Origin of the sequence: Streptomyces sp. NPDC048484 (assembly GCF_040651415.1) — a bacterium.
Classification (GTDB): Bacteria; Actinomycetota; Actinomycetes; order Streptomycetales; family Streptomycetaceae; genus Streptomyces.
Genome location: NZ_JBEZJY010000017.1, coordinates 1 through 26,579, shown reverse-complemented (window position 1 = coordinate 26,579; position 26,579 = coordinate 1). Strand labels below are relative to the sequence as shown.

General features: G+C 70.6%; 29 protein-coding genes and 1 pseudogene. 16 read left to right on the top strand and 14 right to left on the bottom strand.

Annotated features, from left to right (window positions below):
• Nucleotides 1-103: 103 nt before the first annotated feature.
• Genes tgmC through AB0D14_RS18580 form a run of 3 tightly spaced genes read right to left on the bottom strand, consistent with a single transcriptional unit; the run spans nt 104 to nt 2,933 of the window.
• The gene (gene tgmC, locus AB0D14_RS18590) at nt 104-1,300 is read right to left on the bottom strand and encodes an ATP-grasp peptide maturase system methyltransferase (protein WP_362780155.1); all 1,197 of its coding nucleotides are present in this window, start codon (nt 1,298-1,300) and stop codon (nt 104-106) included.
• Complete coding sequence (gene tgmB, locus AB0D14_RS18585) at nt 1,297-2,271, bottom strand: ATP-grasp ribosomal peptide maturase (RefSeq protein WP_362780152.1); 975 nt, start codon at nt 2,269-2,271, stop codon at nt 1,297-1,299. Before tgmB ends, tgmC begins: the two co-directional genes overlap by 4 nt.
• Entirely contained in the window at nt 2,271-2,933 is a 663-nt protein-coding gene (locus AB0D14_RS18580) for a DUF6415 family natural product biosynthesis protein (RefSeq protein WP_362780149.1), read from the bottom strand. The genes tgmB and AB0D14_RS18580 overlap by 1 nt, the downstream gene beginning before the upstream one ends.
• Nucleotides 2,934-3,161: 228 nt before the next feature.
• On the opposite strand from AB0D14_RS18580, the gene AB0D14_RS18575 reads away from it, so the two are divergent.
• Genes AB0D14_RS18575 through AB0D14_RS18565 form a run of 3 tightly spaced genes read left to right on the top strand, consistent with a single transcriptional unit; the run spans nt 3,162 to nt 4,796 of the window.
• Entirely contained in the window at nt 3,162-3,422 is a 261-nt protein-coding gene (locus AB0D14_RS18575; RefSeq protein ID WP_362780146.1) for a hypothetical protein, read from the top strand.
• Nucleotides 3,394-3,921, top strand: coding sequence for a DUF6879 family protein (locus tag AB0D14_RS18570; protein WP_362780144.1), 528 nt, complete (start codon nt 3,394-3,396; stop codon nt 3,919-3,921). The genes AB0D14_RS18575 and AB0D14_RS18570 overlap by 29 nt, the downstream gene beginning before the upstream one ends.
• Before the next feature lie 23 nt (nt 3,922-3,944).
• Nucleotides 3,945-4,796 (top strand): helix-turn-helix transcriptional regulator, encoded by an 852-nt coding sequence (locus AB0D14_RS18565; protein WP_362780141.1) that lies wholly within the window; start codon nt 3,945-3,947, stop codon nt 4,794-4,796.
• A gap of 48 nt (nt 4,797-4,844) precedes the next feature.
• On the opposite strand, the gene AB0D14_RS18560 is transcribed toward AB0D14_RS18565, so the two are convergent.
• Nucleotides 4,845-5,078, bottom strand: coding sequence for a winged helix-turn-helix domain-containing protein (locus AB0D14_RS18560; RefSeq protein ID WP_362780139.1), 234 nt, complete (start codon nt 5,076-5,078; stop codon nt 4,845-4,847).
• Between the two features lie 128 nt (nt 5,079-5,206).
• On the opposite strand from AB0D14_RS18560, the gene AB0D14_RS18555 reads away from it, so the two are divergent.
• Nucleotides 5,207-5,554: a hypothetical protein gene (locus tag AB0D14_RS18555; RefSeq protein ID WP_362780423.1), complete on the top strand. Its 348-nt coding sequence runs from the start codon at nt 5,207-5,209 to the stop codon at nt 5,552-5,554.
• Nucleotides 5,548-5,742, top strand: coding sequence for a hypothetical protein (locus AB0D14_RS18550; RefSeq protein WP_362780136.1), 195 nt, complete (start codon nt 5,548-5,550; stop codon nt 5,740-5,742). The genes AB0D14_RS18555 and AB0D14_RS18550 overlap by 7 nt, the downstream gene beginning before the upstream one ends.
• 271 nt (nt 5,743-6,013) lie before the next feature.
• Here AB0D14_RS18550 and AB0D14_RS18545 read toward each other — a convergent pair whose 3' ends face one another.
• Nucleotides 6,014-6,952, bottom strand: a complete 939-nt coding sequence (locus AB0D14_RS18545) for an LLM class F420-dependent oxidoreductase (protein WP_362780133.1) — start codon at nt 6,950-6,952, stop codon at nt 6,014-6,016.
• A gap of 190 nt (nt 6,953-7,142) precedes the next feature.
• Nucleotides 7,143-7,763, bottom strand: a complete 621-nt coding sequence (locus tag AB0D14_RS18540) for a TetR/AcrR family transcriptional regulator (RefSeq protein WP_362780130.1) — start codon at nt 7,761-7,763, stop codon at nt 7,143-7,145.
• Between the two features lie 112 nt (nt 7,764-7,875).
• Here AB0D14_RS18540 and AB0D14_RS18535 point away from each other — a divergent pair, with 112 nt between their 5' ends.
• Together AB0D14_RS18535 and AB0D14_RS18530 are read left to right on the top strand one after the other, a co-directional pair.
• Nucleotides 7,876-8,682, top strand: coding sequence for a siderophore-interacting protein (locus AB0D14_RS18535; RefSeq protein ID WP_362780128.1), 807 nt, complete (start codon nt 7,876-7,878; stop codon nt 8,680-8,682).
• 164 nt (nt 8,683-8,846) lie between these two features.
• The gene (locus AB0D14_RS18530) at nt 8,847-9,992 is read left to right on the top strand and encodes a pyridoxamine 5'-phosphate oxidase family protein (RefSeq protein ID WP_362780125.1); all 1,146 of its coding nucleotides are present in this window, start codon (nt 8,847-8,849) and stop codon (nt 9,990-9,992) included.
• A 32-nt stretch (nt 9,993-10,024) separates the two neighbouring features.
• Here AB0D14_RS18530 and AB0D14_RS18525 read toward each other — a convergent pair whose 3' ends face one another.
• Nucleotides 10,025-11,251, bottom strand: coding sequence for an amidohydrolase family protein (locus tag AB0D14_RS18525; RefSeq protein WP_362780123.1), 1,227 nt, complete (start codon nt 11,249-11,251; stop codon nt 10,025-10,027).
• 223 nt (nt 11,252-11,474) lie between these two features.
• Between AB0D14_RS18525 and AB0D14_RS18520 the strand changes: the two genes are divergently transcribed.
• Nucleotides 11,475-14,456 carry a BTAD domain-containing putative transcriptional regulator gene (locus AB0D14_RS18520; RefSeq protein WP_362780121.1) on the top strand — a complete coding sequence of 994 codons (2,982 nt, stop codon included), beginning with the start codon at nt 11,475-11,477 and terminating at the stop codon, nt 14,454-14,456.
• A 206-nt stretch (nt 14,457-14,662) separates the two neighbouring features.
• Nucleotides 14,663-14,917, top strand: a complete 255-nt coding sequence (locus tag AB0D14_RS18515) for a sigma-like protein (protein ID WP_362780119.1) — start codon at nt 14,663-14,665, stop codon at nt 14,915-14,917.
• Between the two features lie 157 nt (nt 14,918-15,074).
• Here AB0D14_RS18515 and AB0D14_RS18510 read toward each other — a convergent pair.
• Both AB0D14_RS18510 and AB0D14_RS18505 read right to left on the bottom strand, forming a co-directional pair.
• Nucleotides 15,075-15,448, bottom strand: a pseudogene (locus AB0D14_RS18510) (ATP-binding protein).
• A gap of 92 nt (nt 15,449-15,540) precedes the next feature.
• Nucleotides 15,541-15,894 (bottom strand): DUF6281 family protein, encoded by a 354-nt coding sequence (locus AB0D14_RS18505; RefSeq protein ID WP_362780420.1) that lies wholly within the window; start codon nt 15,892-15,894, stop codon nt 15,541-15,543.
• 117 nt (nt 15,895-16,011) lie between these two features.
• On the opposite strand from AB0D14_RS18505, the gene AB0D14_RS18500 reads away from it, so the two are divergent.
• Nucleotides 16,012-16,218: a hypothetical protein gene (locus tag AB0D14_RS18500; RefSeq protein WP_362780457.1), complete on the top strand. Its 207-nt coding sequence runs from the start codon at nt 16,012-16,014 to the stop codon at nt 16,216-16,218.
• An 85-nt stretch (nt 16,219-16,303) separates the two neighbouring features.
• Here the strand turns inward: AB0D14_RS18500 and AB0D14_RS18495 are convergent, their stop codons facing one another.
• The gene (locus AB0D14_RS18495) at nt 16,304-16,666 is read right to left on the bottom strand and encodes a hypothetical protein (RefSeq protein ID WP_362780117.1); all 363 of its coding nucleotides are present in this window, start codon (nt 16,664-16,666) and stop codon (nt 16,304-16,306) included.
• Complete coding sequence (locus tag AB0D14_RS18490) at nt 16,666-17,088, bottom strand: ATP-binding protein (RefSeq protein WP_362780115.1); 423 nt, start codon at nt 17,086-17,088, stop codon at nt 16,666-16,668. The genes AB0D14_RS18495 and AB0D14_RS18490 overlap by 1 nt, the downstream gene beginning before the upstream one ends.
• Nucleotides 17,089-17,217: 129 nt before the next feature.
• Here AB0D14_RS18490 and AB0D14_RS18485 point away from each other — a divergent pair, with 129 nt between their 5' ends.
• On the top strand, nt 17,218-18,093 hold the full coding sequence (locus AB0D14_RS18485; RefSeq protein WP_362780112.1) for a helix-turn-helix transcriptional regulator: 876 nt from the start codon (nt 17,218-17,220) through the stop codon (nt 18,091-18,093).
• The gene (locus AB0D14_RS18480) at nt 18,050-18,256 is read left to right on the top strand and encodes a DUF397 domain-containing protein (RefSeq protein ID WP_362780111.1); all 207 of its coding nucleotides are present in this window, start codon (nt 18,050-18,052) and stop codon (nt 18,254-18,256) included. Before AB0D14_RS18485 ends, AB0D14_RS18480 begins: the two co-directional genes overlap by 44 nt.
• A gap of 80 nt (nt 18,257-18,336) precedes the next feature.
• Here AB0D14_RS18480 and AB0D14_RS18475 read toward each other — a convergent pair whose 3' ends face one another.
• From AB0D14_RS18475 to AB0D14_RS18465, 3 genes are all read right to left on the bottom strand, one after another.
• Complete coding sequence (locus AB0D14_RS18475; protein WP_362780109.1) at nt 18,337-19,554, bottom strand: serine hydrolase domain-containing protein; 1,218 nt, start codon at nt 19,552-19,554, stop codon at nt 18,337-18,339.
• Nucleotides 19,555-19,761: 207 nt separating this feature from the next.
• On the bottom strand, nt 19,762-20,421 hold the full coding sequence (locus AB0D14_RS18470) for a response regulator transcription factor (protein WP_362780106.1): 660 nt from the start codon (nt 20,419-20,421) through the stop codon (nt 19,762-19,764).
• Nucleotides 20,409-21,695, bottom strand: coding sequence for a sensor domain-containing protein (locus AB0D14_RS18465; RefSeq protein ID WP_362780103.1), 1,287 nt, complete (start codon nt 21,693-21,695; stop codon nt 20,409-20,411). Before AB0D14_RS18465 ends, AB0D14_RS18470 begins: the two co-directional genes overlap by 13 nt.
• Nucleotides 21,696-21,930: 235 nt before the next feature.
• Here AB0D14_RS18465 and AB0D14_RS18460 point away from each other — a divergent pair, with 235 nt between their 5' ends.
• The 4 genes from AB0D14_RS18460 to AB0D14_RS18445 are packed head-to-tail and all read left to right on the top strand — an operon-like array spanning nt 21,931 to nt 26,232.
• The gene (locus tag AB0D14_RS18460) at nt 21,931-22,203 is read left to right on the top strand and encodes a hypothetical protein (protein ID WP_362780100.1); all 273 of its coding nucleotides are present in this window, start codon (nt 21,931-21,933) and stop codon (nt 22,201-22,203) included.
• Entirely contained in the window at nt 22,200-22,964 is a 765-nt protein-coding gene (locus AB0D14_RS18455; protein ID WP_362780097.1) for an ABC transporter ATP-binding protein, read from the top strand. The genes AB0D14_RS18460 and AB0D14_RS18455 overlap by 4 nt, the downstream gene beginning before the upstream one ends.
• A gap of 4 nt (nt 22,965-22,968) precedes the next feature.
• Nucleotides 22,969-25,602, top strand: a complete 2,634-nt coding sequence (locus tag AB0D14_RS18450; RefSeq protein ID WP_362780095.1) for an FtsX-like permease family protein — start codon at nt 22,969-22,971, stop codon at nt 25,600-25,602.
• A 51-nt stretch (nt 25,603-25,653) separates the two neighbouring features.
• On the top strand, nt 25,654-26,232 hold the full coding sequence (locus tag AB0D14_RS18445; RefSeq protein ID WP_362780093.1) for a hypothetical protein: 579 nt from the start codon (nt 25,654-25,656) through the stop codon (nt 26,230-26,232).
• Nucleotides 26,233-26,579 lie beyond the last annotated feature (347 nt).

Genomic DNA, 26,579 nt, shown 5'->3' with positions numbered 1-26,579 from the left:
CAAGGGCCCGATCAGTCCCAAGAGGAATCATCCGGCCGTCAGACAGCCATCCCGGACGCCAGGAAACCTGGCAACCTGCCAGCAACTGAGCGTCATCTCCTTGTCAGGCGGGCAGGTCCCAGCCCGACCCTTCAGGGGAGCCGAGCCAGACCCGCTGACGGTTCGGAGTGACGGTCAGCCCGAACTCGGTCTGCGGCGGCGATCCGGCTTTCCGCCACGTGCTGATCGCCTCTTCGGCGGCGTCCCACAGCCGCAGAGGGCCGCCCTGCCGCACCAGGCACCCGCCCCTGCCGTCCGGCACGAGCGTGGCGAACGACCTTGTGGCCAGGTCGACCACATGGTCCAGCATCGGGCCGCCACCCGCGCTCATCCCGATGTACTGGGCGCCCGGCACCGCAAGCTGGGTGACGAACTGAGTTGTCCAGTCGGCCAGTACCTCGGGGCCGACCCGTGCCGGGCGCTCGTCCGCGTCCTGGGTCAGCAGGTCCGCAACGCCGGACACAGCGGGTGCGGCATGCGGGCGGGCGATCATGAAGGACACCGTGCCGGGCAGGAACCGGCCCCCGGCTGCTCCGCCCTCACCGACGGTGAGCTTCACCAGGCCCGACCCGTACAGCCATCCGGAGACGGTGGTGATGATGGTGCCGCCGGGCCTCACCTGTTCGAGCCACGCCCTGGGAACGGTGCGCACGGAACACGTGGCGATCAGTCCGTCGTACGGAGCGCCTTCGGGGTGGCCGAGCAGGCCGTCGCCGCTGACGAGCGTCGGCTCGTATCCGGCCGCCGTGATCGCTGCTCGGGCACGTTCGGCGGCGGCTGGGTCGATCTCGACGGAGGTCACGTGTTCGCTGCCGAGACGCTCGCACATGAGGGCGGTCGAGTAACCGGTGCCGGTGCCGACCTCCAACACCCGGTCCCCGTCCTGGGGGTTGAGGTCCTGGAGCATCCGCACGACCAGGCTCGGCAAGGTGGACGACGAGGTCGGATCGCCCTGGACGGGCCCGTCCAGGGCTGCCGGATGCATGTGACCGTCCAGCTGGGTCACCAGCGTGTCATCGGTGTACACCTCCTCCAGCCACGCCTCCGCGTCGTCGCGGCCCGGGACGACCGGCGTCCACATGGTGGCCTGCGGGCTGCGGGACCGGCGGAAGTAGGCGCGCACGAACTCATGCCGGGGTACGGCCTCGACAGCGAACCTCCAGGCGGCCGACCACAGGTACCCGTCCCGTTCGAGCCGGTCGGCCAGGGCGTGGCGCAGCTCGGCGGCACGGTGCTCGTCCAGGGGCGGGGTCTCGGTCATGCGGGGTGTCCCTTTTCCAGCAAGTCGGCCAGGGCGCAGGTGATGGCCCCGGTCGTATCACGGTCCACGAACGCCCACTGGCCGTTCGGATTGCACTCCAGGAAGCGCCATGCTCCGTCGGCTTCCAGGGCGAAGTCGAACGCGCCGAAGACCAGGCCGAACGCCTTCAGGTAGCTGCGGATGCCCTGACGGACCGGGGCAGGTACGTCGATGGGGTCGATGGGGGTGCAGCTGATCAGGTTGTGGTCGAGCCGCCAGTCGAGGTGATCACCTTCGGTGGTGATGCGGGTGACGAACAGCCGCTCGCCCACGGCCGCCACCCTCATATCGGCGGTCTTAATCACTGCTTGCTGGAACAGGTGCGGGCATGCGGCGACACCGTCGCCGATCTCGTCGGCTTCGACCGTGCGGACCCAGACCGTGCGCAATTCGCCGCCTTCGCGGTATGCGGTCGATCTGAGTGGCTTGTAGACCACCGGCCCGAACTCCTTGGTGAAGGACCGGGCGGCTGCGGGGTCGTTGGTGACCAGCGTCGGGGGCACGTCCAGCCCGGCCAGCACGGCTTCCGTGATCTGCCGGGGCTTGAACTCGGCCCCCGAGTTCAGGTGCGGGTGGTTGACGTACAGACATCCCGGAAGGGCCGCCAGAAGGCCGGCCAGGCCATGCCGGAACTGAGCTGCGGCGAAGTCCTGCTCCTGCGCTTCCAGACCGACGGGCGGGAGGTAGTAGCCGGTCGGGCGCCGGTAGTACACGGCGCGGGCATCCTCCAGGCCGAGGGTACGAGTAGGGGTGGAGAGCGGGCCGTGCCACGACCAGCCGCTGCCCGCTTGAGCGGAGAACGTCACCCCGTCCGGAGAACCGGGGTCGAGTCGCACAACCGGGACGCCTCGGCCGTTCAACTCGGTGATGACGTGGTCAGCCGTCAAGTCGTCCAGGGCGGTCAGCACGACAACCGGACGTGGAGAGATCATCAGTCCTGGTCCGAGTCCTGGTCGTGGCCCTCATCGGAATTGGAGGAGCCGGAGCCGTCACCCTGGCTGGTCCGGGTCTTGGTCTCCGTGCCGGTGCCGGTGCCGTGCTTGCCCATCTCGACGGGACGGCCCTGGTGGTCGTGGAAGACGGCCGTCTGCGACGCGGGGTCCAAGACCACGGCGGTGGCGACGGCGTGCAGAGTCGGATATGGCTCCATGCGGGTCAGGCCCCACGGGCGGAGGGTGCGGACGGTCGGTTCCACCGAGGCTTCCTCGCTTCCGGGTTCGCGCTTCGCCAGGTTCTCGTGGTGGTCGCACAAGGCGTTCACCGAGCGGGCGAGACGCCGGGTATGTGCGATGCCGGCGGGGAGCGTGTGACCGGGTGCGAGGCCGAGGCGCATGCGGGCCTCGCGGACGCAGGCAAACGCGCAGGCACGGGGCACGTCGTCCCCGGGAAGCCGTCCGGCCGCGGCTTCCACCTCGGGAATGGCGACCATCATGTGCCCGCGCAGCTGAAGGGTGAGCGTCTCCAACTCGTCGGGCGTGGGCAGTTCGGCGTCCTCTGCGAGTAGGCGGCGGGCGGTGACTCGCATCGTCTCGATGTCGAGCGGGATGCGATCCAGTTCTCCGGCGGCAGGGGGAGGGACGGTACATGTCGTCATGGCGGCGCTCCTCAGCAGCGTCGGCTACGCCCGGGGGCCGTCACCTCGCCGGGGTCTTGTCATACCTGTCGAGGCTAGAAGCGTGATGTGTGAGTTTTCCAGTGATGTTCATGAATGTTCACATCAATCAACTGGGCCAGTTCACAACCCTCTCGCCCTCTTGCCTCAGCGCCTCCGGCAATTGAAGATTGTGTACATCAGTGCACATCAAGAGTGCCGGAGGCGGCGATGACACTACGGTTCATCGGCATCGACCCGAATACGGGAACGGGCGAGAGCCCCACAGTCTGGGTCGACGAGAGCAGCAACGATCTGGTCATTCAGGGGTGGAAGCCGACGCTCGAACTCGAAGCCGAATGCGCTGCGTTCGAGGCACCGGGACACACGGCAGGCATCCCCGGTCACGAGGCAGTCGTCCGTATCCCAGCCCGCATGGTGCCGATTCTGAGGAAGGCCTGCGATGCCGCAGAACGTAGCCAGCTTCGATGAACTGTTGAACAGTGCTCAGCGGTCAGCCGTCCACCTGGAGATGCGCGACGCATACGGAGTCACCGGTGAGGCCGATGACTTCGCCCGTTGGGGAACCACTGGGGAACGCGACGCTGACCCCGGATCGCCGTACTGGGCGCCATGGGTGCGGCTGATCCGGACCACGGTGGCGCGTGGGGTGATTGTGCGCCGGGCCCGCATCGTGTCTGAGCCGGTCAGCGACTACATTCGGTACGAACACGCGGGCACCGTCGTCAACGTGGAGGCGGGTGAGCGTGTGCGGTGGCTGCCCCGTCGGCGTGCCTCCGACATCGCGCTGCCCGGCAACGACTTCTGGCTGATCGACGGCCGGGTCATCCGGTGGAACCACTTCACCGGCGACGGCTCCTCCGGCGGCGGGGAGATCAGCGAGGATCCAGCCTCGGTCAGGCTGTGCGCAGACGCCTTCGAAGCGGTGTGGGCACGCGCAACACCGCACGAGGACTACAAGATCCGCTAGCACGGAAGGTGCCCGGTCAGCTCATGCCCAGCTCCCCGTCCTCCTCGGCCCAGGCCGCGCGCGAACGGGTCGCACAGCGCCTGCGAGAACTGCGTGCCGACGCAGGCATCACCGGGACCGAGCTGGCCGTGCGCTGCGGCTGGACGCATCCGAAGACATCCCGCATCGAGAACGCGCGCACCCCTCCCACACCGAACGACATCCGCCGCTGGTGCCAGGCCTGCGGCGCCGAGGACCAAGCAGCGGACATCGTCGCTCAGTCGCGCGACGCCGAGTCGCTGTACGTCGAATGGCGACGCAGGGTTCGTACAGGCCTGAAGCGGCTCCAAGACAGCTACGTGGAGCTCTATCAGTCCACAGAGCTGTTCCGGATCTACTCCCCCACGCTGGTGCCCGGCCTGCTCCAGACCGAGGGCTACGCGCGCGCCTTGCTGTCCGCCAACGCCCGTCTGCTCGATGTCCCCGACGATGCCGAAGAGGCCGCCGCGGCCCGCCTTGCGCGCTCGCAGGTCATCCACCAGCCCGGGCACCGTTTTGTCCTGCTGGTCGAAGAGAGCGTTCTCTCCTACCAGTTGGGCGATGAGGATGCGATGGCCGCACAGCTCGGCTACCTGCTCGCCGCCGGCGCCCTCCCGGCGGTGTCGTTGGGCGTCATCCCCAGGGCGACGCGGGAACGCGCGCTGTGGCCGCAGGAGTTGTTCCACGCCTACGACGACACGCTCGTGTCTGTTGAGCTGCTGTCAGCCCGCGTGAGAATCACCCAGCCCGACGAGATCGCCCTCTACCTGAAGGCGTTCGAGCAGCTGCGCAGCATGGCCGTGTACGGGGCCAAGGCACGCGCCCTGATCCTGAGGGCCATCGAGACCCTGCGCTGACCCAGTTCGATGCGTGCCGGGCGCCGCCCAAGTCTCGAAAGACGCGGGTCAGTTCCCCTGATCGGCGACGAACGAGCCTTGCCCCAGCACGGTACGGAGCCCGCCCTCCGCGCGAAGGGCAGCCACAGCCTTCTGCACCGTCGACGCGGCAACGTCGAACTCGGTGGCGAGATCCACCACGGCGGGGAACCTACTGCCGGGCGCGTACGTGCCGACATCGATTCGGCGGCGCAGTTCTTCCGCGATCTGGGGCCAGACGGGCTTGGCACGGTCAAGATCCATGCTTCGAACGTATGCGTCTTCGCGTAATCGAGCGACCGCGAATGCGCGAATACGCGTATGCTCAGTTGTCGAAAGACCCCGGCGGCCTGGCACGGCCCCGGGGCATGGCCACCAACTGCATGGAGTTGATGACGGTGAGCATTATCCACACGTTGCTGCGATGGGTTCTGGGCGTACTCGCTCCCGGCACCGGGAGGCGGCGGGCTGTTCGCCACCACTGCGCACCGGCCGCAGCGCTCCGAGCGGCGGCACCCCGCGCCACCGCGGTCTGGCCCCCGGAGCCCCGCTCCCCGTACGGCCGGGCCGAAGCACCACTCGACGGGGGCGCTTCCCCCTTGGTCCGCCCCTACCTCGTCGCCGTCGAGCAGGAGCGAGCCCGGCAGTCGCGGCGCCGGACCGCGCTCGTTCTCGCCGCCGACTTCGGTATCGACCTCGACCGGCATGTCGTCGGTGTCGAAGGAGTGGTGGCGTGTTGAGGACGCCGGAGGCGGACGCAGCGCTGTCCGCCGAGTGCGCGCTCGCCGGGCGGCCCGGTGACGAGGACCTGCATCGGCGCTGTCGCCAGACGTCCAACGTGCCGCTGCCTGGCGCCATGGGGCTGCTGTTGATGTCCCCCTGCCCGTGCTCCTGCCACGTTCCGGGCATGGGCGGTGGGGCGCGGTGAAGGCCGGGCGGTACCCGGAAGGAGGGGTGTCCCGGCTGACGATCCGAACCTACCGGGTCAGCCCCGACAGCGACGAACCCGACGGCCAGGTCGAGGAGCGCACGGTGACGAGCAGGCATGGCTGCGAGCGGCCGGCGGATGCTCGCGAGTGGCCCCCATGCCGCTGCGCCCGCTGCCGGACCGGCCTGAGCGGCTGGGACCCGGCTCTCCGGTAGCGGTCGTACGAGGGGCGCCCCGTCCCCGGTCGTGTGGACCGGGGACGGGGCGACCCCTACAGCAGGGGTGCCACCTCGGCCCCGAACGCGGCCATCTGGTCGGTGAGTTCACTGCGGCTACGGCTGCGGAACCGCACCTGAATCTGATGCACGCCCATCGCCCCGTACTCCCGCAACGACTCGGCGATCACCTCCGGCGTGCCGGAAACCGTGCGCCGCCCCACATCCCACGAGGCCTGGCCCACATACAGCGGCTCGGTAATCGCACCGACGGTGAGAGGGGCGCCAACCCCCGCCTCCTCCCGCAACCGCCCGAGCCGGGCGATCTGCTCGGGCAACCGCTCCCGCGGATCGCCCTGCGGCAGCCACCCGTCCCCCTTGACCGCGGCCCGCCGGACGGCGGCGGGCGAGGACCCGCCGACCCATACGGGCACCCGTTCCTGCGCGGGCCGGGGCCGCTGGCCGAGCCCCTCGAAGTCGTACAGCTTCCCGTGGTGGGAGGGGAACTCGTCAGGGCCCAGCGCGGCCCGCAGCGCGTCGATGGACTCGTCCAGCACGGCCCCGCGCCGCTCGAAGTCGGCCCCCAGCGCCTCGAACTCCTCCTGTACGTGCCCGGCGCCGACCCCGAGGATCAGCCGCCCGCCGCTCAGGTGGTCGAGAGTCGCGTACTGCTTGGCGGTGGCGAGGGGGTGCCGCAGTCCGACGACCGCGACATGGCTGAGCAGCCGCACCCGTTCGGTGACCCCGGCCAGGAAGGCGAGGGTGGCGACGGGGTCGTACCAGACGGTACTCATCGCGGCGGCGAGCCTTCGCGGGATGGCGACGTGGTCACAGCTCGCGAGGTACGCGAAGCCGGAGCCGTCGGCAGTCCGGGCGATCTTCACGAGATCGTCCGGGCCGGCGTCGGCCTCCCACGCCTCGGCGTAGAGGGTGCTCTGCGACTGGACCGGGAGCTGCATCCCGTACGCCAGTCGCCCTTCGGGCGGGATCTGCATGAGCGGCACCCCTCAAGTGACGGCCTGTCACCTCACTCGGACGACACCCATCGTCATAGCTGACGGCCCGTCAGACAAGCCCCGTGCGCTTGTCCGTAGAGCCGCCTCGCTCGTTCGTGGACCGGCCTCGCGCGCTTGTGCTCCGACCCCCCGGGTCGGTCACGACGCGGGGCGCCGTACCGGTGAGCGGCTACCGGTCGCCGCGCAGGTAGCGGGTGACCATGTCGACCAGTTCGCTCTCGAACGTCTCCACCGGGATGGCCCGCGGGTCGGCCATGAGCTTGTGCGTGTTCAACTCCACGGTGAACACGATCAGTTCGGCCGCGGTGTCGAGGTCCCTCACGTGGACGTCCGGGTGCCGGGCCAGGAGATCACGCACCTGACCGACGCGAGCCCTGCCGTGCCGGTCGATCGTGTCGAGCAGTTCCTGCGAGAGCGTCGCCTCCTCGATCATGATCCGCAGCAACTGCGGATCGTCGCGGTGGTTGTCGATCGCGTCGCGGACCAGCGCCCGCACCGTTGCCTCCAAGGTCCCTGCGGACAGGTCGAGTTGGTCGGTCTGCGTCCACGCGCCACGGTCGATGTGCCGCACCAGCAGCTCGGCGAGGATGGCGTCCTTGTTCGGGAAGTACTGGTAGAGCGAGCCGATGGAGATACGGGCGCGTTCGGCGATGCGGTTGGTCGTGCCCGCGGCGTACCCGAACTCGACGAAAACGTGAGCAGCGGCGGCGAGTATGCGCTCGCGGGTGAGTTCGGCACGCACCTGGCGAGGCTTGCGACGTGGCTGAAGACGGCGGTCGGCCGACGGCATCCGGAGACCTCCTGGGGGGCATGAAAAGCGAGTAGCCAGAGAGCTGAGCTATTGTTCACAATAGTGGCATGACCTGCGAAAACAAGGCCATGCCCGATGCGGGCAGACCTCGGTGATCCCCAAGGTGTACCTGCCCGAGTCGCGCACGATGCTCACGCTGGAGGTGCGCCGTCGCGAGTTCCTCACCCCGGGCTTCGCGAGCGTCACCCTCGGCGGGCCGGCCGTACGGAACCTCACCGTCGCCGGCAACGACCAGGCCGCTCGCCTGTTCTTCCCACGCGAGGGACAGACCGCGTTACGGATGCCGACCCTCTCGAACGAGGCCTGGATCGCCCAGCTCCTGGTGTTGCCGAAGTCGGTCCGCCCATGGGTCCGCAACCTGACGATCCGGCGCGCGCGGCCCGCGGACGACGAGATCGACATCGAGTTCGCGCTGCACGGTGGCTCCGACTCACCCATGTCGTCCTGGGTGCGTCGCGCCGAACCGGGCGACCCGGCCGGGATCTTCGACGTCGGCACCATGTACCGGCTGCCGGAGCACGCGGAAGGACAACTGCTGGTCGGCGACGAGACCGCGCTGCCCGCCATCCTGTCGATCCTCGACGGCACACCGCCCTCCCTCGCCACGGAGGTCTACCTGGAGGTGGCGACCGCGGCCGACATCCGGCCCGTCGAGCCGCCCGCCGGCGCCCGCGTCCACTGGTTCAGCCGCGACGACGAGGATCTGCGGCCCGGCTCCCTGGCACTGGACGCGGTGCGCCGCGCGTCGCTCCCGCCCGGCCGCTTCTACACGTGGGCCGCGGGCGAGTCCCGGCTGGCCACAGCTGTGCGGCGGCATCTGGTCAACGACCGTGGCGTGCCCAAGCGGGACATCTCGTTCGTCGGCTACTGGCGCCTGGGCCGGTCCGCCCCCGGCTGAGCCGGCCCGTCCACGGCTGAGCCGGTCCATCCACAGCTGAGCCGGTCCATCCACAGCGGAGAGGAACCCTTGTGCAGCGAGCAAAGCAGTTCGGACCAGAGCGGTCGGGATCAGAGCAGTCGGGGCCAGAGCAGTCGGGGCCAGAGCAGTCGGGGCCGGAGCAGTTGAGCACCCCGCGGCGACTGACGACGGTGGACGAGGTCGAGACGACCATCGGCCGCCCGGCGCAGGTCATCATGCTCAAGCAGATCAGCGCCCTCGACGAGGGCTGCCGGACCGTCCTCGCCCGGTGCCCCGTCGCGGCCTTCGGCTACCGGGACGCCGACGGCACCAGCAGGACGACCTTCATCGGCGGGACGCCGGGCTTCGCACGCGTCCACTCGCCCACGCGGATCTCGTTCCCCCTGCCCGGGCCCGGCGACCCGCACGGTCCGGTCTCGCTCTTCTTCCTACTGCCGGGAGTCGGGGAGATCCTGCGCGTCAACGGTTCGGTGGCCGCCCGGAAGGGCCGGAAGGGCCGGAAGGGCGCGGAGACGACCGTAGATGTCGACGTGGACGTCTGCGTCGACGTCGAGGAGGCGTACGTGCACTGCGCGCAGGCCGTCCTCCGGTCCCGGCTGTGGCAGCCGCCCGCCCCCCTCGCCGAGCCGGCCGCCGGGATCACGGGTGACGGGCCCCTGGGCCGGCCGGGCGTCGCCGACTTCCTGGCCGCGTCGCCGTTCCTCGCGCTGTCCACGTGGGACTCGTCCGGTGGGAGCGACACGAGTCCGCGCGGGGACCGGCAGACGGTGGCGCGGATCCTGGACAGCCGCACACTCGTCATCCCGGACCGCAAGGGCAACAAACGCGCCGACACGCTCCACAACCTGCTGCGGGACGACCGGCTCTCGTTCGCCGCGCTCGTTCCGGGGCGCAGCGGTGTGCTGCATGTCCGCGGCCGCGGCGCGATCACCGACGATCCCGCCCTCCTGGAGACGATGGCGCTGCGGGGAATGCCCCCGCACCTGGCGCTTCTCATCGACGTCGAGCACGCCGAGGTGACCGGCAACGACGCCGTGGCGCGCGCACGGCTGTGGACCCCGGGCGCGCACCTCGACCGTGGCACCGTGCCGGACATGATGGCCATGGCGGGAGAACACCTCGCCGCCGGTTCGGCCGAGGCCGACGGCGGACCACCCGCGTTCCTGCTCAAGGCCTTCGGGGCGATCCCGGGGATCAACCGGTTGCTGAGGCTGGTGGTGGACCGTGCCTACCGTTACGGGCTGCGGAAGGAGGGCTACGAGGACGTCGACCCCGGCGCGGGCGGGTAGCCCGGCGCGGGCAGGCACGTCGACGCGGGCGGTCAGGCAGGCGCGGACGCCCAGAGCCCGTCCGCCGTCAGCCCCAGCAGCTCGATCGCGTTCCGCCGGACGATCCGGTCCACGACGTCCGCGTCCAGGTGACCCATCTGGGCCTCGCCGACCTCGCGCGACTTGGGCCAGGTGGAGTCCGAGTGGGGATAGTCGGTCTCGTAGAGGACGTTGCCGACGCCGATGGCGTCCAGGTTCTTCAGGCCGAAGGCGTCGTCGAAGAAGCAGCCGTAGACGTGCTCGGTGAAGAGTTCGGAGGGCGGCCGGTGGACCTTGTCCGCGACGCCGCCCCAGCCGCGGTTCTCCTCCCACACCACGTCCGCGCGTTCGAGAATGTAGGGGATCCAGCCGATCTGGCCCTCCGCGTACATGACCTTGAGGTTGGGGAAGCGTTCGAACTTGCCGCTCATCAACCAGTCGACCATCGAGAAACAGCAGTTGGCGAAGGTGATGGTGGAGCCGACTGCGGGCGGGGCGTCGGCGGAGGTGGAGGGCATGCGGCTGCTCGACCCGATGTGCATGGCGATCACCGTGCCGGTCTCGTCGCAGGCGGCGAGGAACGGATCCCATTCGTCCGTATGAACGGAGGGGAGTCCGAGGTGCGGAGGTATCTCGGAGAAGGCGACGGCCCGCACTCCGCGGGAGGCGTTGCGCCGTACCTCCGCCGCAGCCAGTTCCGCGTCCCACAGAGGGATGAGCGTGAGCGGTATCAGCCGGCCCCGGGCCGCCGGCCCGCACCACTCCTCGACCATCCAGTCGTTGTAGGCGCGCACGGAGAGGAGCCCCAGCTCGCGGTCCTTGGCCTCGGTGAAGGTCTGTCCGCAGAAACGCGGGAAGGTGGGGAAGCAGAGGGCGGACTGGACGTGGTTGACGTCCATGTCGGCGAGGCGCTGCGGGACGTCGTACGAGCCCGGGCGCATCTGCTCGTACGTGATGACCTCCAGCTTGATCTCGTCCCTGTCGTACCCGACGGCGGTGTCGAGACGGGTGAGCGGACGGTGCAGGTCCTCGTAGACCCACCAGTCGCCGATCGGCCCTTCGTCGCCGGGAGCGCCCATGACCGGGGCGAACCGGCCGCCCAGGAAGGTCATTTCCTTCAGTGGGGCGCGTACGATGCGTGGCCCCCTGTCCTGGTACCTGGACGGGAGCCGGTCCCGCCAGACGTTGGGGGGCTCCACCGTGTGGTCGTCCACCGAGATGATCTTCGGGAAGGTCTCCATACTTTATACGGTAGCGCTGATCTGACGGGGCGTCAGCTACTGGGAGGCCGTCTCTGGAATGCCGGGGTCCCGTCCCGGGTTGCGAGGACGGGGTGTGGGCCCGGTGAGGAGTTGGGTGAACTTGGCACGGCGGTCTGTGATCGGTGTCTCCCACGGCTGACGCATCCGCCATGAACAAGGCAAACTGGCCTGGTTGTCATGACGGTTCGGCAGGGGGACAGCGATGGACGGTGTACCGCGAGTACCGGAGCAGTGGCGTCCCGAGGAATCGGCGGCTATCCGCTTCAGTGTGCTCGGCCCGGTGCGCGCCTGGCGCGGGGCGGAGGCGCTGCCTACGGGGTCCCCACAGCAACGCGCCCTGCTGGCCGCCCTGCTGCTCCGCGAGGGCCGCACGGCCACCGCGGGTGAGCTGATCGACGCCCTGTGGGGTGACGAGCCGCCGTCGCAGGCCCTGGCGGCCGTCCGTACGTATGCCTCGCGGCTGCGGAAGATCCTCTCCCCCGGTGTACTGGTCAGCGAGTCGGGCGGTTACGCGATCCGGCTCTCCGACCCGTCCGGTCCCGGCCACTCGGGCGGCCTGGGCGGCCCGGGCGGAAGCCTGGACGTGGCCCTGGCGCAGGAACTGGCGGCCGACGCGGACAAGGCGAAGGCCGTGGGCGACCTGTGCCATGCCCGCGCCCTGCTGAACAAGGCGCTGAGCCTGTGGGACGGGGAGGTGCTGGCGAGTGTTCCGGGCCCGTACGCGGACACCCAGCGCACCCGCCTGGAGGAGTGGCACCTCCAGCTCACCGAGACGCGCCTGGACATGGACCTCGAACAGGGCTGCCACGCGGAGGCGGTCTCGGAACTCACGGCGCTCACCGCGGCCCACCCCCTGCGGGAGCGGCTGCGTGAGCTGCTGATGCTGGCGCTGTACCGCTCGGGCCGGCAGGCGGAGGCCCTGGCCGCGTACGCGGACACCCGGCGGCTGCTGGCGGACGAGCTGGGCGTGGATCCGCGGCCGGGCCTCCAGGAACTGCAGCAGCGCATCCTGCAGGCCGACCCGGGCCTCGCGGAACCCTCGGCGCCGCTGGTGCCGGAGGTCGCGGCCGCCCCGGTGCGTCCCGCCCAACTCCCGGCGACAGTGCCGGACTTCACCGGCCGGGCATCCTTCGTGTCCGAACTGAGCGAGGTGCTGGCGAGCGCCGAGGGCCGGGTGATGGCGGTGTCCGCGCTGGCCGGCATCGGCGGCGTGGGCAAGACCACGCTGGCCGTCCACGTCGCCCACCAGTCGCGAGGCTCCTTCCCGGACGGGCAGCTGTACGTGGACCTGCAGGGCGCGGGCGCGCGGGCGGCCGAACCGGAAGCGGTACTGGGCGCCTTCCTGCGCGCCCTGGGCACCGCGGACTCGGCCATTCCGGACTCCCTGGAGGAGCGGGCGGCCCTGTACCGCTCGGTGCTGGACGGCCGCCGGGTGATGGTGCTGCTTGACAACGCCCGGGACGCGGCGCAGGTGCGCCCGCTGCTGCCGGGCACGGAAGGCTGCGCCGCCCTGGTGACCTCCCGGGTACGGATGGTGGACCTGGTCGGCGCCCACCTGGTCGACCTCGACGTGATGTCCCCTGAGGAGGCCCTCCAGCTCTTCACCAAGATCGTGGGCGTGGAACGGGTCGCGTCGGAGCGTCAGTCGGCGCTCGACGTGGTGGCGGCCTGCGGGTTCCTGCCGCTGGCGATCAGGATCGCCGCCTCCCGTCTCGCGGCCCGGCGCACCTGGACGGTCTCGGTGCTGGCGGCGAAGCTCGCGGACGAGCGGCGGCGCCTGGACGAGCTGCAGGCCGGCGACCTGGCCGTGAAGGCCACCTTCGAGCTGGGATACGGGCAGCTGGAGTCGGCCCAGGCCCGCGCCTTCCGGCTGCTGGGTCTCGCGGACGGCCCGGACATCTCGCTGGCGGCGGCGGCCGCGGTGCTGGAACTGCCGGCCGAGGAGACGGAGGACCTGCTGGAGTCGCTCGTCGACACCTCACTCCTGGAATCGGCGGCGCCGGGCCGCTACCGCTACCACGACCTGGTCCGCCTCTACGCGCGTGCATGCGCGGAGAGGGACGAACAGCCACCGGGCGAGCGGGCTGCCGCGATGTCGCGGATGCTGGACTTCTACCTGGCCACGGCGGCCCGCGTGTACGCGACAGAGCGGCCCGGCGACCGCACCGTGGACCACCTTGAGGTGACCCATCAGGCGGGTCTGGAGTTCAGCGACGACGGGAAGGCACTGGACTGGCTGCATTCGGAGGCGGCTTCCATTTTGGCCTGCGTGCGGCAGTCGCTGGGGGCGGACACGTTGCGGCGGGGCGTCGACCTGCTCCTGGCTTCGAAGGACCTGGCGGAGTCCGGTGCCAGTTCGCTGACCTATGAGATCGCGACGAGGGCCGCGCGGGACGCCGCAGACGTGCTGGCGGACGCCTACGCCGCGGGCCGTGCGCGGGTCACGCTCACCCAGGTCCTCAGCACTGCGGGCCGTTTCGACGAGGCGGCCGAGGAGGCGGCGCGGGCCACCGTACTCGGCCAGGCCGCCAACGACCCCTGGACCAGCGGCAACGCCCCGAACGAGCTGGGCATCATCGCCATCTGCAGGAACGAGCACGCGGCCGGCGAAGCCCATCTCCTCAAGGCGATCGACGCTTTCCGTGCCGACGGCAACCGCCCAGGTGAGGCAAGCGCCCTGTGCAACCTCTCACGTGTGCTCGTCTCGATGGACCGTACGGCCGCGGGCATAGAACTCGTCCAGCAAGGCATCGCCATCTACGACGAGTTGGGGCTGACCGTCCGGCTCGCCAATGCGAGGTACGCCCTTGGGATCGCCTTCGGCCATGCCGGCCGCAGGGCCGAGGCGTTGGACCAGTTGCACGAGGCGCTCAAGATCTTCGTCGAGAACCGGCAGCGCCTGTGGGAAGGGACCACCCACTTCCGCATCGCCCAGGTGCACCTCGCGGCCCGCAGGCCGGCCCAGGCCGCCCAGCACGCCGAGCAGGCGCTCAGCACGGGTTGTATCGGTGGCGACTGGATGCGTGCGAACGTACTGACACTCCTCGGCAGGTCGCTCGACGGCGTCGGACAGGCGGACCGTGCACGGGCCTGCTGGAACGAGGCGCTCACCATCCACGAGGAGGCGGGAGCACCCGAGGCCGCGGAACTGCGTGGCCTACTTACGCCCGTCGCAGCGGCCTGACCTGGTATTGGGCGGCGTTCATCGAACGTTTATGAGCGGGTGTCACTCTTCACTTCATCGACCCGTCGCGTCGGGGGGCAGACGGATCGGCACAGGCCTCACAGATATCGTGTGCGGCCCCGGAACGCCCGTTCGGCGACCCTCGGGGGAGTTGCCGAACGGGCGTTCTCTACCGAAGACCTTCAATTCCATGGGAGTTCTCACTCATGAGCGATGCAGAAAAGAACGAGGACATCACCACCCAGGACAGTCACGCTCCGGCTCCGCCGAGCAAGGACACCGTCGCCACGCCGAACGACAGCCACGCGCCCGCACCCGGCCAGGGCACCGCCACCACCCAGGACAGCCACGCGCCGGTGCCGCCGGTACCAGCGGTGCCGCCGGTTCCGCCCACGGACCCGATCACCACGCTGGACAGCCACGCTCCCGCGCCGCCCGCGCTGGACCTGGAAGGCAAGTAGAGACCAACTCCCGACGGGGATCGGCCGCGGTGGCGCGGAGGGGGAGCCACCGCGGCCGAGGTCTGTCCGGGTACCGGTTCTGGCCGGGTACCGGTTCCGGCCGGCCCCGGCCCCCGTCGGCATGCCCGGCCGCACCCACCGACAGGCCTCGGCCGCCTCAGACCGCCCAGGTCTTCAACACAGCCGCAACACTCCGCGCCGTACAGCCGTCCTTCTTCAGCTCGGCCACCAGCGCGGTGAGTGCCACCGCGTCCAGCAGCGCCAGCCCCCGCCCCGACTCGTCGTCCCCCGCCGCACGCAGGAGGACGGGCAGGGCGCGCGGGTCGGGGTCCGTCACCTCGACCCGGATCCGACCGCTGCCCCCGTCCACGCGAGCCACCCGTACGCGGACGGGGCCCCCTCCCCCACGTGCCGGACCACGTTCCCGACCAGCTCCGTGACGCGGCTTTGGACTGCGGCTGGCTGGAGCCGAAGCGATTGCGCCGCGACGCTGGCCGGCCTGCCGCTGCCGAAGGCGGCCGACGGGCGGATCGTGCTGGCCAACACCGGGCCAAGCGCCACGACGTCGGCAAGACCGTCAAACGCGCCGAGGCGCTCGGACGGTGGCGTGGACGCGGCCGACATCAGGACCCGTCGATCAGTTCCTGTATCTCCCGGGGGAGCTTGTTGCCCAAGTAGGCAGCCACGAGGGTGGTGTCGTCGGGGCTGTCACCGACGGCGACGGCCACTTCGGGAGAGACGCCGTCCACCGCGTAGGCGGTGGTTGCCTCTGCCGACTCCTCGTCCTTGTCCTGGCCACCGGTGTCCTCACACGGCGGGATGGTGGCGGAACCGAGCTTCTCTCCCGCCGCGAACTCCACGTTCGCGACATCCCGGTACATGCGGTCCTGGTAGAGGACACGGTAGGCGCAGGATGCCGCCTCCTCGCCTCCGTCACTGCTGCTCACCGATGTGCAGGCCACAGCCAGCATCATCATGGCTGCCACGAGAGGTAGTCGTGTGGTTCGCCCCGGCCGACTCATTGTTTCTCCTAGTAGATGCCACGGAGGGCCAGAACTTCTCCCTTGCCGAGGGTCCTGGCGATCGTCTTGCACGTGAACGAGTTCGTATATTCGTATATCGGTGTCGGTGGTCTTGGCGAGATCGCCCGCGGGGTTGAGGTCGAAGACGGCGGTGCGGCCCGTGTGGTCCTTGGCCTGCCAATGAGAAGCATCCGTCTTGACCAGGTCAACCCAGCGCCCGGAGCGGGTCTCGGTCAGCTTGAAGCCCTTGCGCTCGGCGCCGACAGCCACGCACCCTGACCCGGCAGCTCACCGACGTCACCGATGGGGCCGAGCCCGAGCTCGGCCCCATCGGCATGTCCGCACCGCCCGAATCAGGCAGCAGCTACCGGCACGCCGTGAATGCTGACCACAGGGGCCCGTAGTCCACGCCGTCCAAGGCCAAAGCCAAGGCCAACCGGCGCTCGGACTGGAGCCGGCGCTTCTCCGCCGCGCGGTAGTAGGGGCGTGTGAGCGGAACGTCGGTGACGTCGACGCGGTGGTCCGTGGCGGCTTCGCGGGCGTACGGGCTGCGCGGCCGGGGCGGTGGCTCCACGCGCGGCCCCACCCGAGTCCATCGGGACGCGGGCACCCCCGCCCCGATGGACTCGGCCCGGTGTCTGCCACCACCCGGTAGAAGCCACTCGAGCAGACGCCCCACCAGCATCAGCACCAGCGGCAGCACCAGAGGCAGAGGTCGCGGCAGCACTACGCCTCCCCCACTTCACACCACACCGTCTTCGACGCGTGCCCCTGTTCCACGCCCCACCGCAACGCCACCGCGTCGAGCACCGCCAGGCCCCGCCCGAACTCGTCGTCATCCCTCGCGTGAAGCAGCACAGGAAGCACGCGCGGATCGGGGTCCGTGACCTCGACCCGTGTCCGGCTCCCGCCCGTCCGCGCCACTCTCGCCACCCGTACGCGGACGGGGGTGCCCTCCCCCACGTGCCGGATCACGTTGCCCAGCAACTCACTCACACAGAGCTGCTCTTCGGCGCAGGGGCCGCCGAGATGGCTCCGTACGGCATGCCGCACCTCGGACACGGCCTTCGCGACGGCCAGCAGCTCGACCTCCAGGTCAGGCGGATCCTCTGCCGCCGGGACGCCGGCGGGGGTGGGGCGGTGGTGCATGGGTACGCCTCCCTGTTCATGCGCACCGCGTGCGCTGCGTGACGATTCAGTCACACAGTGACGCGGATCGACGTACCGTAGAAGGGGTTTGGGTTTCACAAAGCAACTAGCAAACGGTGGTGGTGGGTTGTGTCCTCCCGCAAGGATCCGGACGCGTCGGCGAACGTCCCCTCCTTCTACGGCGCCGAGTTGCGCTTCAAGAGAGAACTCGCGGGGCTCACCCTCGAACAGCTGGCCGAGGGAAGTTTCCGTGGCGTCCCGTTCCTCAGCCAGATCGAGCGCGGGGAGCGGCGCATGCCGACGGATCTGGCCCGGCATGTGGACGAGAAGCTGGGCACGGACGGCTTTTTCCAACGGCGCTGTGAAGATGCCCGCAAAGCACGGCAGTCGGGGCATGCGGAGTACTTCGCCGACGTGGCGGAGATGGAGCAGCACGCGGAGACGATCGAGGACTGGGCACCGATGATCGTGCCCGGGCTCCTCCAGACGGCAACGTACACACGCGCCATCGTGCAGGCTGCCATGCCCCGGGCCCAGGACGACGAGGTCGAGAAGAAGGTGGCGGCACGCATGGCGCGGGCAGATCTCTTCAATTCTGAGAAACCTCCTGCGTTCTGGGCGATCCTCGACGAGTCGCTCATCCGCCGCCGGACCCTCCCGGACGAGGAAATGGCCGAGTTGCTGGAGCACATCGTGGAGGTGGCCAAGACCACCCGGTCTATTTTGCAGATCGTTCCGGAAACCGCCGTGGCCCATCCATTCATGATGGGCATGACTCGGACCATGACCTTCACGGACGCCCCTCCGGTGGTGTACGCGGAGAGCCTGCACAGCGGCCAACTCATCGACTACCCAGCGCTCGTGAAGCAATACCGGGAGTCGTACGATCTGCTCAGGGCCGCCGCACTGTCCCCCGAGGCGTCCCTGACCATGATCCAGGCAGCGGCAGAGGACTATCGAAATGGCAAACATCGAGATCGACTTGAGCGCCGCCCGCTGGCGTAAAAGCAGCTACAGCAACGGCACCGGCGGTGAATGCGTAGAGGTATCCGACGGCCTCCCCGCCCACGTACCCGTCCGCGACTCGAAGACCGCCCAGGACGGCGGACCCGTACTCCTCTTCCCGTCCCCGGCGTGGTCGGCCTTCGTGGCAGACCTCAAGCGCTGAGCCGACCGCCGAAGCCCCGGCCGCGACGGCCCCCGGAGGGGGGCCGTCGCGGCCGGGGGCAACCGGGCCTCAGACCGACCTCACGCGCAGAGTTCGTCGTCGATCAGGTCGTTCGTGGCCTGCTGGGTGGACATGTCGGGCGAGCCGTCGCCGGTCGCGTTCAGGACGACGGTCCGGCGGCCGTCGGCGCTGACGCCGTTGCGGGTGGTGTAGCCGGGGAGGTCGCCCCCGTGGCTGTAGTAGGAGCCGCCGCAGGTCAGCGGAACCTCCATCAGGCCGAGGCCGTACCGCGCGCCGTCCCACGCGGGGTCCAGCTCCGGGGCCCGTACGGTCGTCTTCATCGCCGCCAGCTCCGCCGGACGCAGCAGCCGGCCGCCGAGGAGCGCCTCGTAGAAGGTGGTCAGGTCGGCCGTCGTGCTGATCATGGCGCCTGCCGCGCCCCCCGCTGAGGGGTTGAACGCGGTGACATCGATCCCCGGACCCGTTTCCCCGAAGCTGGAGTAGCCGTGCAGGTGGCGGCCGCGTATCCGGGAGTCCGTCGTCGGGGCGACGGTGTGGTCCAGGTCCAGCGGGCGGATGATGCGCTTGGTGACCTCCTTGTCCCAGCTGTGCCCGGTGGCCTTCTGGATGATCATTCCGGCGAGGATGTAGTTGGTGTTGGAGTACGACCACTTGGTGCCGGGCTCGAAGTCCGGGGCGTGCCGCATCGAGATGGCGACCAGCTGCTCCGGAGTCCAGGTGGTGTAGCGGCCGGCCTGGTAAGCGGCCGCGCTGGTGAGCATGGGGAAGTCCGCCGTGTAGTTGAACAGTCCGCTGGTGTGCTGGAGCAGCTGTCGTACGGTGATCGCGCTGCCGTCGTTGCCGTTGCCGGACACGACTCCGGGCAGCCAGTCCTCCACGGTGTCGTCCAGCGACACACTCCCCTCGCCGACGAGCTGCAGCATCACCGTGGCGACGAACGTCTTGCTGGCGCTGGCGATACGGAACCGGTCACCGGGACGTGCGGCCGCGTCCGTGGCCTTGTCGGCCACCCCGCCGGTGGCGTACCGGGAGCCTCGCGGCCCCGTGGACCGGGCCACCACACCGACGGTGCCGGTCTTCATGATCGCGTCCACCTCCGCCTGCAGCGCCTTGCTGTGCGACGTGCCGTACGCCGACCGGGCCGCAGACCCGGACGTCGTGTCGGACGCCGTACCGGACGGGCCGGTCGCCCCGGACGCGGGCAGGGTCAGGCCGATACCGGCCAGCGCGGTCACCAGTGTCGTGGCCACCACTCGGGAGGTGAGCTTGGTCTTCATGAGTCGCGGGCTCCTCGGGTGTCGGTCGTGCCGCCGTTGCGGTGTGACCACCACGCTAGGAACTCCGGCCGCGCGTCACGATCATGCAGGCGGGCCAACCGGTAGGGGTGCTCACCCCCGTGTGCGGGTAGTGCCTGCTGTACCGACCCCGGACCCTCACCCGGCCAACGGCCGCCTCAGCAGCACCTTACGTACCGTGACGCCCCGTCAGGTGCGGCGACGTGCGTCGTCGAGGTATCTCAGGACCGCCGCGACCCGCCGGTCCACCTGATCGGCGGGTGACAGGTCGAGCTTGGCGAAGATGCTGCGGATGTGTTTGTGGACGGCGCCCTCGGTGACCACGAGCCGTTCGGCGACGGCTCCGTTGCCCAGCCCTTCGGCCATCAGCCCGAGCACGTCGCGCTCGCGCGGACTGAGCCGCTCCAGGCGGGTGTCCTGGCGGCTGCGGGTGAAGAGCTGCGCGACGACCTCCGGGTCTATGGCCGTCCCCCCGTCCGCCACCCGGTGGAGCGCGTCCAGGAACTCCTCGACCCGGCCGACCCGCTCCTTGAGCAGATAGCCGAGCCCGGTGACCCCGCCGCCGAGCAGCTCCGTGGCGAACGACTGCTCGACGTACGCCGAGAGGACGAGGACAGCGAGGTCGGGCATGCGCCGCCGGGCCTCGACAGCCGCGACGATCCCCTCGTCGGTGTGCGTCGGCGGCATCCGTACGTCGAGAATGGCGACGTCGGGCTTGTGGGTGTCGATGGCGTCGAGGATGCCGTCGGCGGTGCCGGCCGTGGCCACCACGTCGAGGCCCTCGGCGCGCAGCAGCAGCGCGAGCCCCTCCCGCAGCAGCGGGTCGTCCTCGGCGATCACAATCCGCATGGCAGTTCCACCTTGAGAGTTGTCGGGCCGCCGGGCGGGCTGGCCAGTTCGAGGGTTCCGTCGTGGGCGGCGATCCGGTTGCGGATACCGGTGAGCCCGGAGCCGCCGGCCTCGTCGGCGCCGCCCCGGCCGTCGTCGGTGATGTCCAGGAACAGCCGGCCGCCCCGGCTGCGGACCGTGACTCCGGCCTGCCGCGCCCCGCTGTGCTTGGCGATGTTCGTCAGCGTCTCGGCCACCACGAAGTAGGCGGTGGCCTCCACGGACGCGGCGCACCGCTCGGGCGCCTCGACGTCGATCCGGCAGGGCACCGGACAGCTCGCGGCGAGTCCGGTGAGCGCGCCTGCGAGCCCCCGGTCGGCCAGTACGGGCGGCAGGATGCCCCGGGCTACCGAGCGCAGCTCGGACAGGGCCTGCTCGGCGGCGCTCTGGGCCCGTTCGAGGAGTTCGTCGGCGCCCGACGGGTCACGGGCCACCATGCGGCGCGCGGCGCCGAGCAGCACGGCGACGGTGACGAGCCGGTTCTGGGTGCCGTCGTGCAACGAGCGCTCGATGCGCCGCAGTTCGATGGCGTGGGCGTCCAGGGCGGCCGCCCTGGTGGCGGTGAGTTCCGCGACGCGCAGGGACAGGTCCGTGTCCGGCCCGGCCGCGAGCAGGATGCGCCCCGGCCGCGCCTGGAGCCGCGCCATGGCGGGGGTGAGGCCCAGGATGATGGCGGTCCAGCCGAGTCCGAGCAGGGCGGCGGCGAGCGCGTCGGCCCAGGTCTGAGCGACCCCGATCCCCAGGGACGTACTGGTCGCGTCCTCCGGCAGCAGGCGCCAGTACAGCGGGAAGGTGACGTCGCGCGCGGCCAGCACCGGGAGCAGCACGCCGCTGAGGCCGAGCAGCAGGCCCAGCGAGGCGTGCCGGGCCAGCCAGCGCAGTTCCCGTCGCGTGGTCGGGTCGACGAGGGCGAGCCTGAGCCGGGTCGGCGCCGGGTCCGGGGCGAAGACCTCGGGGCCCCGTCGGCCGAGCCGGTGGCGTTCGCGTCCCGCGAGCGCGTGCAAGGCACGCAGCAGGGCCGGTGCCATCAGCAGTCCGACACCCACCAGGGACGTCACGGCGGTCACGGCCGACCAGATCAGGACGACCAGCGCCAGCAGCGCCGTACCGAGTCCGCCGACCAGCTCTCCGAGCGCGGCGACGGCCTCGTTGGCCGCCCGGACCACGGTGGCCCGGATCCCGGGCCTGCCTTCGGGTCTGCTCCCGGACCCGCCCTCGCCGGTAGAGCTCGGCATCAACCCACTCCCCCTCTTCATCCGCAACAGCCCCGGCCGGGCGACCGGTTCGCTGTCGATGAGGAGAGTAGAGGTACAGCCTGCTGTACCCCCACTCGGGCTGCTGGCGGGCTCGGCCGCCCGGGGTCCTGATCCGTAAATTCGGTGGCACGACAGAGGGACCCGACCCGCTCAGGGCCCGAAGCGATGCGAGACCCCGACACCCTGCGCTCCCGAGACTCCGAAGAGGACAGCCATGACGACCACGGACCCCTACCGCCTCGACGGCTTTGCCGACAACGCCAACCCGGCCGGGCCGGGCGTCGACCGAGGGGACACCACCCGGGACGGCATCACCTGGAACCGCTTCGTGCGTACGGCGCTGTGGCTGGTGCTGGTCATCAGCACCGTCGGCAACATGGCGGCCTCGTACGGCGCCGCCTCCACCCAGGTCCACCTCCTCTGCGGCGTGGTCACCGCGCTGTGCGTGTCCGCGCTCGTCGTCCTGCGCCTGCGGGGCCGACGATGAGCGAGGCCCTCGCGGAAGCCGGCCGCCCGGTGGCGGCGCCCTCCGCTCCCGCCATCACGCTGGCCAACGTCAGCAAGACGTACGCGGGAGACGTCCGCGCCCTCGACGACGTGTCGCTGACCGTGGCGCACGGCACGTTCCTCGCCGTGATGGGACCCTCGGGGTCCGGCAAGAGCACGCTGATGCACTGCGCCGCCGGTCTTGACTCCCCCACCTCGGGAAGCATCCGCATCGGCGACCGCGAGATCAGCGGACTGAACGAGACCCGCCGCACCGAACTGCGCCGCGAGCACATCGGTTTCGTCTTCCAGTCCTACAACCTGGTCCCGGCCCTCAGCATCGCCGACAACATCACCCTGCCGCTGCGCCTGGCCGGCCGAGCCCCCGACCAGGAGTGGGTACGGACGCTCGTCGAGCGGGTCGGTCTCACCGACCGACTGTCGCACCGGCCCGCCGAGCTCTCCGGCGGTCAGCAGCAACGAGCCGCGATCGTACGGGCACTGGTGGCCAAGCCCGCCGTCGTGTTCGCCGACGAACCGACCGGCGCCCTGGATCTGCGCAGCGCCCACGAGGTGCTCGGTCTGCTGCGCGAACTCGTCGACGAACTGCGCCAGACGGTGGTGATGGTCACCCACGACCCGGCCGCCGCCGCCCAGGCGCACCACGCGCTGGTGATGGCCGACGGCCGGGTGGTCGAGCGCCTGTACCGGCCCACCGCCCCCGAACTCGCCGACCGCCTCGTCAAGCTGGGAGAGGTCTAGAACCATGCTGCATCTCGCGGTCCGTATGGCCGGACACCGCATCAGCGCCCTCCTCGCGGTGGCGTGCGCGGTGCTCGGCGGAGCGTCACTGATCACCGGTACCGGCATCCTCGCCGAGTCGGGCCTCCGCTCCCAGCTGCCGGCCGGGCGGCTCGCCGATGTCGACGTCGTGGTCTCCACCGACCAGAACCTCCGCATACCCGGTAACCCTTCGATCGCCCTCCCGGAGCGCGGCACGGTCCCGGCCCGGCTGGTCGACCGGCTGGCCGGGCTGCCCGGCGTCACCGCCGCGGTCGGCGACGTCAGCTTCCCGGCCGCCGTGGTCGACGCCGACGGCCGGGTCGTACCGGTCGAGGAGCCGCAGACCGCCGGTCACGGCTGGTCCTCGACGAAGCTGCTCACGGCGCCGAAGGTCGACGGCTCCAAGCCGTCCGGCACCGACGAGGTGGCTCTCGACAGCGCGACGGCCGAGGCCGCGGGTGTCCGGGCGAGCGACCGGGTCGAGGTCGTCGCGGCCGGCCGGTCCGCCGCCGCGTACCGCGTCACGGCCGTGGTCGACGCCCCGGGCGCCGGCATCCTCTTCGCCGACCCGACGGCCCTGCGGCTGTCCGGCCGCGCCGACGGAGCGCGGGCCGGGACCGTGGACCTCGTCGGGCTGCGCACCGAGCCCGGCGCCGAGGGCTCGGTGGCCGCCGCGGCCCGCGAGGAGATCGACAAGGACGCGAGCACCAGGGGCAAAAGCACCGCCAAAGGCTCCGACAGCGGCTCCGGAAGTGGCTCTAGCAGCGGCTCCGGCAAAGCCACCAACACCGACCTGATCGCGTCCACCGGCTCCGACCGCGGTGACATCGCCTCCCCGGGGTCGGGCGCGGCCCGATCGCTGCTGATCCTGCTCGCCGGTTCGCTCTCCGGGATCATCGTGCTGATCATCGGGTTCGTCCTGGCGAGCGCGCTGGCCGTGTCGGTCGGCGGCCAGCGCCGCGACCTGGCCCTGATGCGGGCCGTCGGCGCGACTCCCCGGCAGATCAGGCGGCTCGCGGCCACGCAGGCCTCGCTCATCGCCGCCGTGGCGGCCGTACCCGGGGTGGCCCTCGGCTACCTGCTGGCCGGGCAGTTCCGGCAGATGCTGGTCGACCGCGAGGTCATCCCGGAGAGCCTGCCGCTCACCTACAGCCCGCTGCCCGCGCTCGCCACCGTGCTGCTCCTTGGCCTCGCCGTCCAGGTGTCGGCCCGGAGCGCCGCGTGGCGCACCTCGCGCATGCCGGCCACCGAGGCGGTCGCCGAGTCGCGCAGCGAGCCCCGTACCCCCTCGAAGGTCCGCGCCCGTGCCGGTCTGCTGCTGATCGTCGCCGCCATGACGCTCTCGGTGGTGCCTCTGCTGAGCCGTACGGTCCTCGGCGCGGCGGCCACCTCCATGGCCGGCATCATCGGGGCGATCGGCCTGGCCCTGGCGGGACCCGCCCTGGTCCGCGCCATCGGTGACACGGCAGTACGGCGTCTGCGGCCCGGCGTCTCGGCCCCGACCTGGCTCGCGGTGGCGAACATCCGCGCGTACGCCCTGCGCATCTCGGGGGTCGTCAGCGCCCTCGCCATGGCGGTGGTGTTCGTCCTGACCTACACGCTGGCCCAGACGACCGTCATGAGCGCCACCTCGCAGGACACCCGCACCGGCACCCTCGCCCAGCAGCGCCTGAGCGCGCCGGGACTCGGCGGCGTGCCCGCCGACACCCTGGCCGCCGTCACGAAATCCGACGGCGTTCGGGCGGCGGCCCCGGTCAGTGACACCGCGGTCGTGTGGGCCTACGAGATGTTCGGCGAACCGGAGGCCGAATCCAGCTCGGCGATGATCCTGACACCGGACGCGCCGGACGTCCTCGACCTCGGCGTACAGGACGGCAGCCTGAGCCGGCTCAGCGGCGACACGGTCGCCGTCAGCAGCGACGTCGCCCGCTCCCGCTCCGCCGGTGTCGGCGAGCGGATCACCCTGGTCCTCGGGGACGGCAGCCGGGTCAGCCCCAAGGTCGTCGCCGTCTACGACCGCGGCCTCGGCTTCGGCCCGGTCGTCCTCTCCCACGACCTCGCCGAGGGACACACCACCGCGGGCCTCGACCAGCGCGTCCTCGTACGCACCGACGGCACCGCCGCAGCAGAGCGCGCCCTCACGACGCTCGCCGGGTCCCGCCCCGGTCTGGTCCTGGAGCCCACCGACACCGGAGCGGGCGAGAGCCTGAGCGACGCACCGGCGGAGGTCTGGATCAACCTGGCCACCGTCGTCGTACTCCTCGGCTACCTGCTCCTCAGCATCGCCAACAAGCTCGTCGCCACGACTGCCCAGCGGCGGAACGAGATCGCCACGCTCCGGCTGACCGGCACCACGCCGCGCCAGATCCTCGCGATGATGCGCCGCGAGGCCGCGGTCATCGGGGTCGCCGCACTCACCACCGGTGTGCTGCTGTCCGCGGTCCCCCTGGCGCTTCTCGGCATCGGATTCCTGGACCGGCCCTGGCCCGCGGGCCCGGTGTGGCTGCTCCCCGCCGTCGCCCTGACCGTGATCTGCACGGCCTTCGTCACGGTCGAACTCCCCACCCGCCAGGCCCTGCGCACGGCACCCGCCCACGCGCTGTCCGCCCGCGAGTAGGGCCTGGCGGGTGGGCCCGCCTTTGTCAGTGGCCACCTGTTTACTTGGCACATGAGCGACCACATGAGCGACCACATGAGTCACAGCGATGCCCACCGAGCCGCGGCCCTCACGCCCGACGCCGAGATGGTGGAGCCGTTACGGTTCAGGATCCGCAACGTGAGGATCGATGGCCAGGGTGACGTGGTGAAGGTCCAAGGAGGCGGTTCGCACCAGCTCGGTTTCGACGTGCTGCACGACTGTTCGATGTGCGGCAACGCCGTCAACCAGGTGATCGTTGGGCTGGCGGGCCAGGATCGGGCCCAGGCGTCGGTATGGAACGGCAAGCAGCGCAGCGGGGGCGACTTGAAGGTGGTCAACGCCGGCACGGACGTCGAGGCGCTGGCGGAGGACAACCCGGGTCCGGCCGAGTGGGCAAGTGTGTTGTGCGACCTCGTTGTTCCCGACGAACCCGGCGTCTACTCGGTTCGAGCACGTTACGCCCAGGCGTATCAGGGACGCCTGATGACGGCCGAAGGACGTGCGATCCCCCAGCCGGAGTACGAGGACGTACTGGGCTGGTGGAAGGTCGACCGCCCGGAGGGACCCGGCCCGGAATCGACCATAGGCACCATCGTCGTCGAGTCGTGAAGCATCAAAACGACCTCTGGCTCAGGTCGCCAGTGCGTTGTCCGTGATGGTGGGCCGGGTCGGATTGACGATCTCGGTTCCCGAAGCAGGCGCAGAGCGAGATCGGCAACAACGACCCTCCCAACCACCCAGCACTCGCCCGGCAGATGCAGGACTGCCTGCGCTGGCGCGACGACCACCGCCGCCACCCGACCGTGCTGCAAGCCCAGCGCCGCGAACGCGCCCGCATCCGCATCCGCAGTGAGAAAGGCGTCCGCGTGCGACACGAAGTCGCTCCTCACAAGTGGACGACCTACGAGAGGAAGGAAGTCATCATGTAGATCGTCCCGGACAAGTGTCCAAGGTCC

Bases quoted from the DNA above. Each gene is read 5' to 3' on its own strand.
- AB0D14_RS18545 (WP_362780133.1), bottom strand. From the start codon at position 6,952: ATGCAGATCCCGCCCGAAGGGCGACTGGCGTACGGGATGCAGCTCCCG.
- AB0D14_RS18445 (WP_362780093.1), top strand. From the start codon at position 25,654: ATGAGCGACCACATGAGCGACCACATGAGTCACAGCGATGCCCACCGA.
- AB0D14_RS18540 (WP_362780130.1), bottom strand. From the start codon at position 7,763: ATGCCGTCGGCCGACCGCCGTCTTCAGCCACGTCGCAAGCCTCGCCAG.
- AB0D14_RS18480 (WP_362780111.1), top strand. From the start codon at position 18,050: ATGGCAAACATCGAGATCGACTTGAGCGCCGCCCGCTGGCGTAAAAGC.
- AB0D14_RS18465 (WP_362780103.1), bottom strand. From the start codon at position 21,695: ATGCCGAGCTCTACCGGCGAGGGCGGGTCCGGGAGCAGACCCGAAGGC.
- AB0D14_RS18575 (WP_362780146.1), top strand. From the start codon at position 3,162: ATGACACTACGGTTCATCGGCATCGACCCGAATACGGGAACGGGCGAG.
- AB0D14_RS18525 (WP_362780123.1), bottom strand. From the start codon at position 11,251: ATGGAGACCTTCCCGAAGATCATCTCGGTGGACGACCACACGGTGGAG.
- AB0D14_RS18580 (WP_362780149.1), bottom strand. From the start codon at position 2,933: ATGACGACATGTACCGTCCCTCCCCCTGCCGCCGGAGAACTGGATCGC.
- AB0D14_RS18470 (WP_362780106.1), bottom strand. From the start codon at position 20,421: ATGCGGATTGTGATCGCCGAGGACGACCCGCTGCTGCGGGAGGGGCTC.
- tgmC (WP_362780155.1), bottom strand. From the start codon at position 1,300: ATGACCGAGACCCCGCCCCTGGACGAGCACCGTGCCGCCGAGCTGCGC.
- AB0D14_RS18455 (WP_362780097.1), top strand. From the start codon at position 22,200: ATGAGCGAGGCCCTCGCGGAAGCCGGCCGCCCGGTGGCGGCGCCCTCC.
- AB0D14_RS18570 (WP_362780144.1), top strand. From the start codon at position 3,394: ATGCCGCAGAACGTAGCCAGCTTCGATGAACTGTTGAACAGTGCTCAG.
- AB0D14_RS18475 (WP_362780109.1), bottom strand. From the start codon at position 19,554: ATGAAGACCAAGCTCACCTCCCGAGTGGTGGCCACGACACTGGTGACC.
- AB0D14_RS18490 (WP_362780115.1), bottom strand. From the start codon at position 17,088: ATGCACCACCGCCCCACCCCCGCCGGCGTCCCGGCGGCAGAGGATCCG.
- AB0D14_RS18460 (WP_362780100.1), top strand. From the start codon at position 21,931: ATGACGACCACGGACCCCTACCGCCTCGACGGCTTTGCCGACAACGCC.
- AB0D14_RS18515 (WP_362780119.1), top strand. From the start codon at position 14,663: ATGAGCGATGCAGAAAAGAACGAGGACATCACCACCCAGGACAGTCAC.
- AB0D14_RS18520 (WP_362780121.1), top strand. From the start codon at position 11,475: ATGGACGGTGTACCGCGAGTACCGGAGCAGTGGCGTCCCGAGGAATCG.
- AB0D14_RS18565 (WP_362780141.1), top strand. From the start codon at position 3,945: ATGCCCAGCTCCCCGTCCTCCTCGGCCCAGGCCGCGCGCGAACGGGTC.
- AB0D14_RS18505 (WP_362780420.1), bottom strand. From the start codon at position 15,894: ATGATGATGCTGGCTGTGGCCTGCACATCGGTGAGCAGCAGTGACGGA.
- AB0D14_RS18555 (WP_362780423.1), top strand. From the start codon at position 5,207: ATGACGGTGAGCATTATCCACACGTTGCTGCGATGGGTTCTGGGCGTA.
- AB0D14_RS18560 (WP_362780139.1), bottom strand. From the start codon at position 5,078: ATGGATCTTGACCGTGCCAAGCCCGTCTGGCCCCAGATCGCGGAAGAA.
- tgmB (WP_362780152.1), bottom strand. From the start codon at position 2,271: ATGATCTCTCCACGTCCGGTTGTCGTGCTGACCGCCCTGGACGACTTG.
- AB0D14_RS18450 (WP_362780095.1), top strand. From the start codon at position 22,969: ATGCTGCATCTCGCGGTCCGTATGGCCGGACACCGCATCAGCGCCCTC.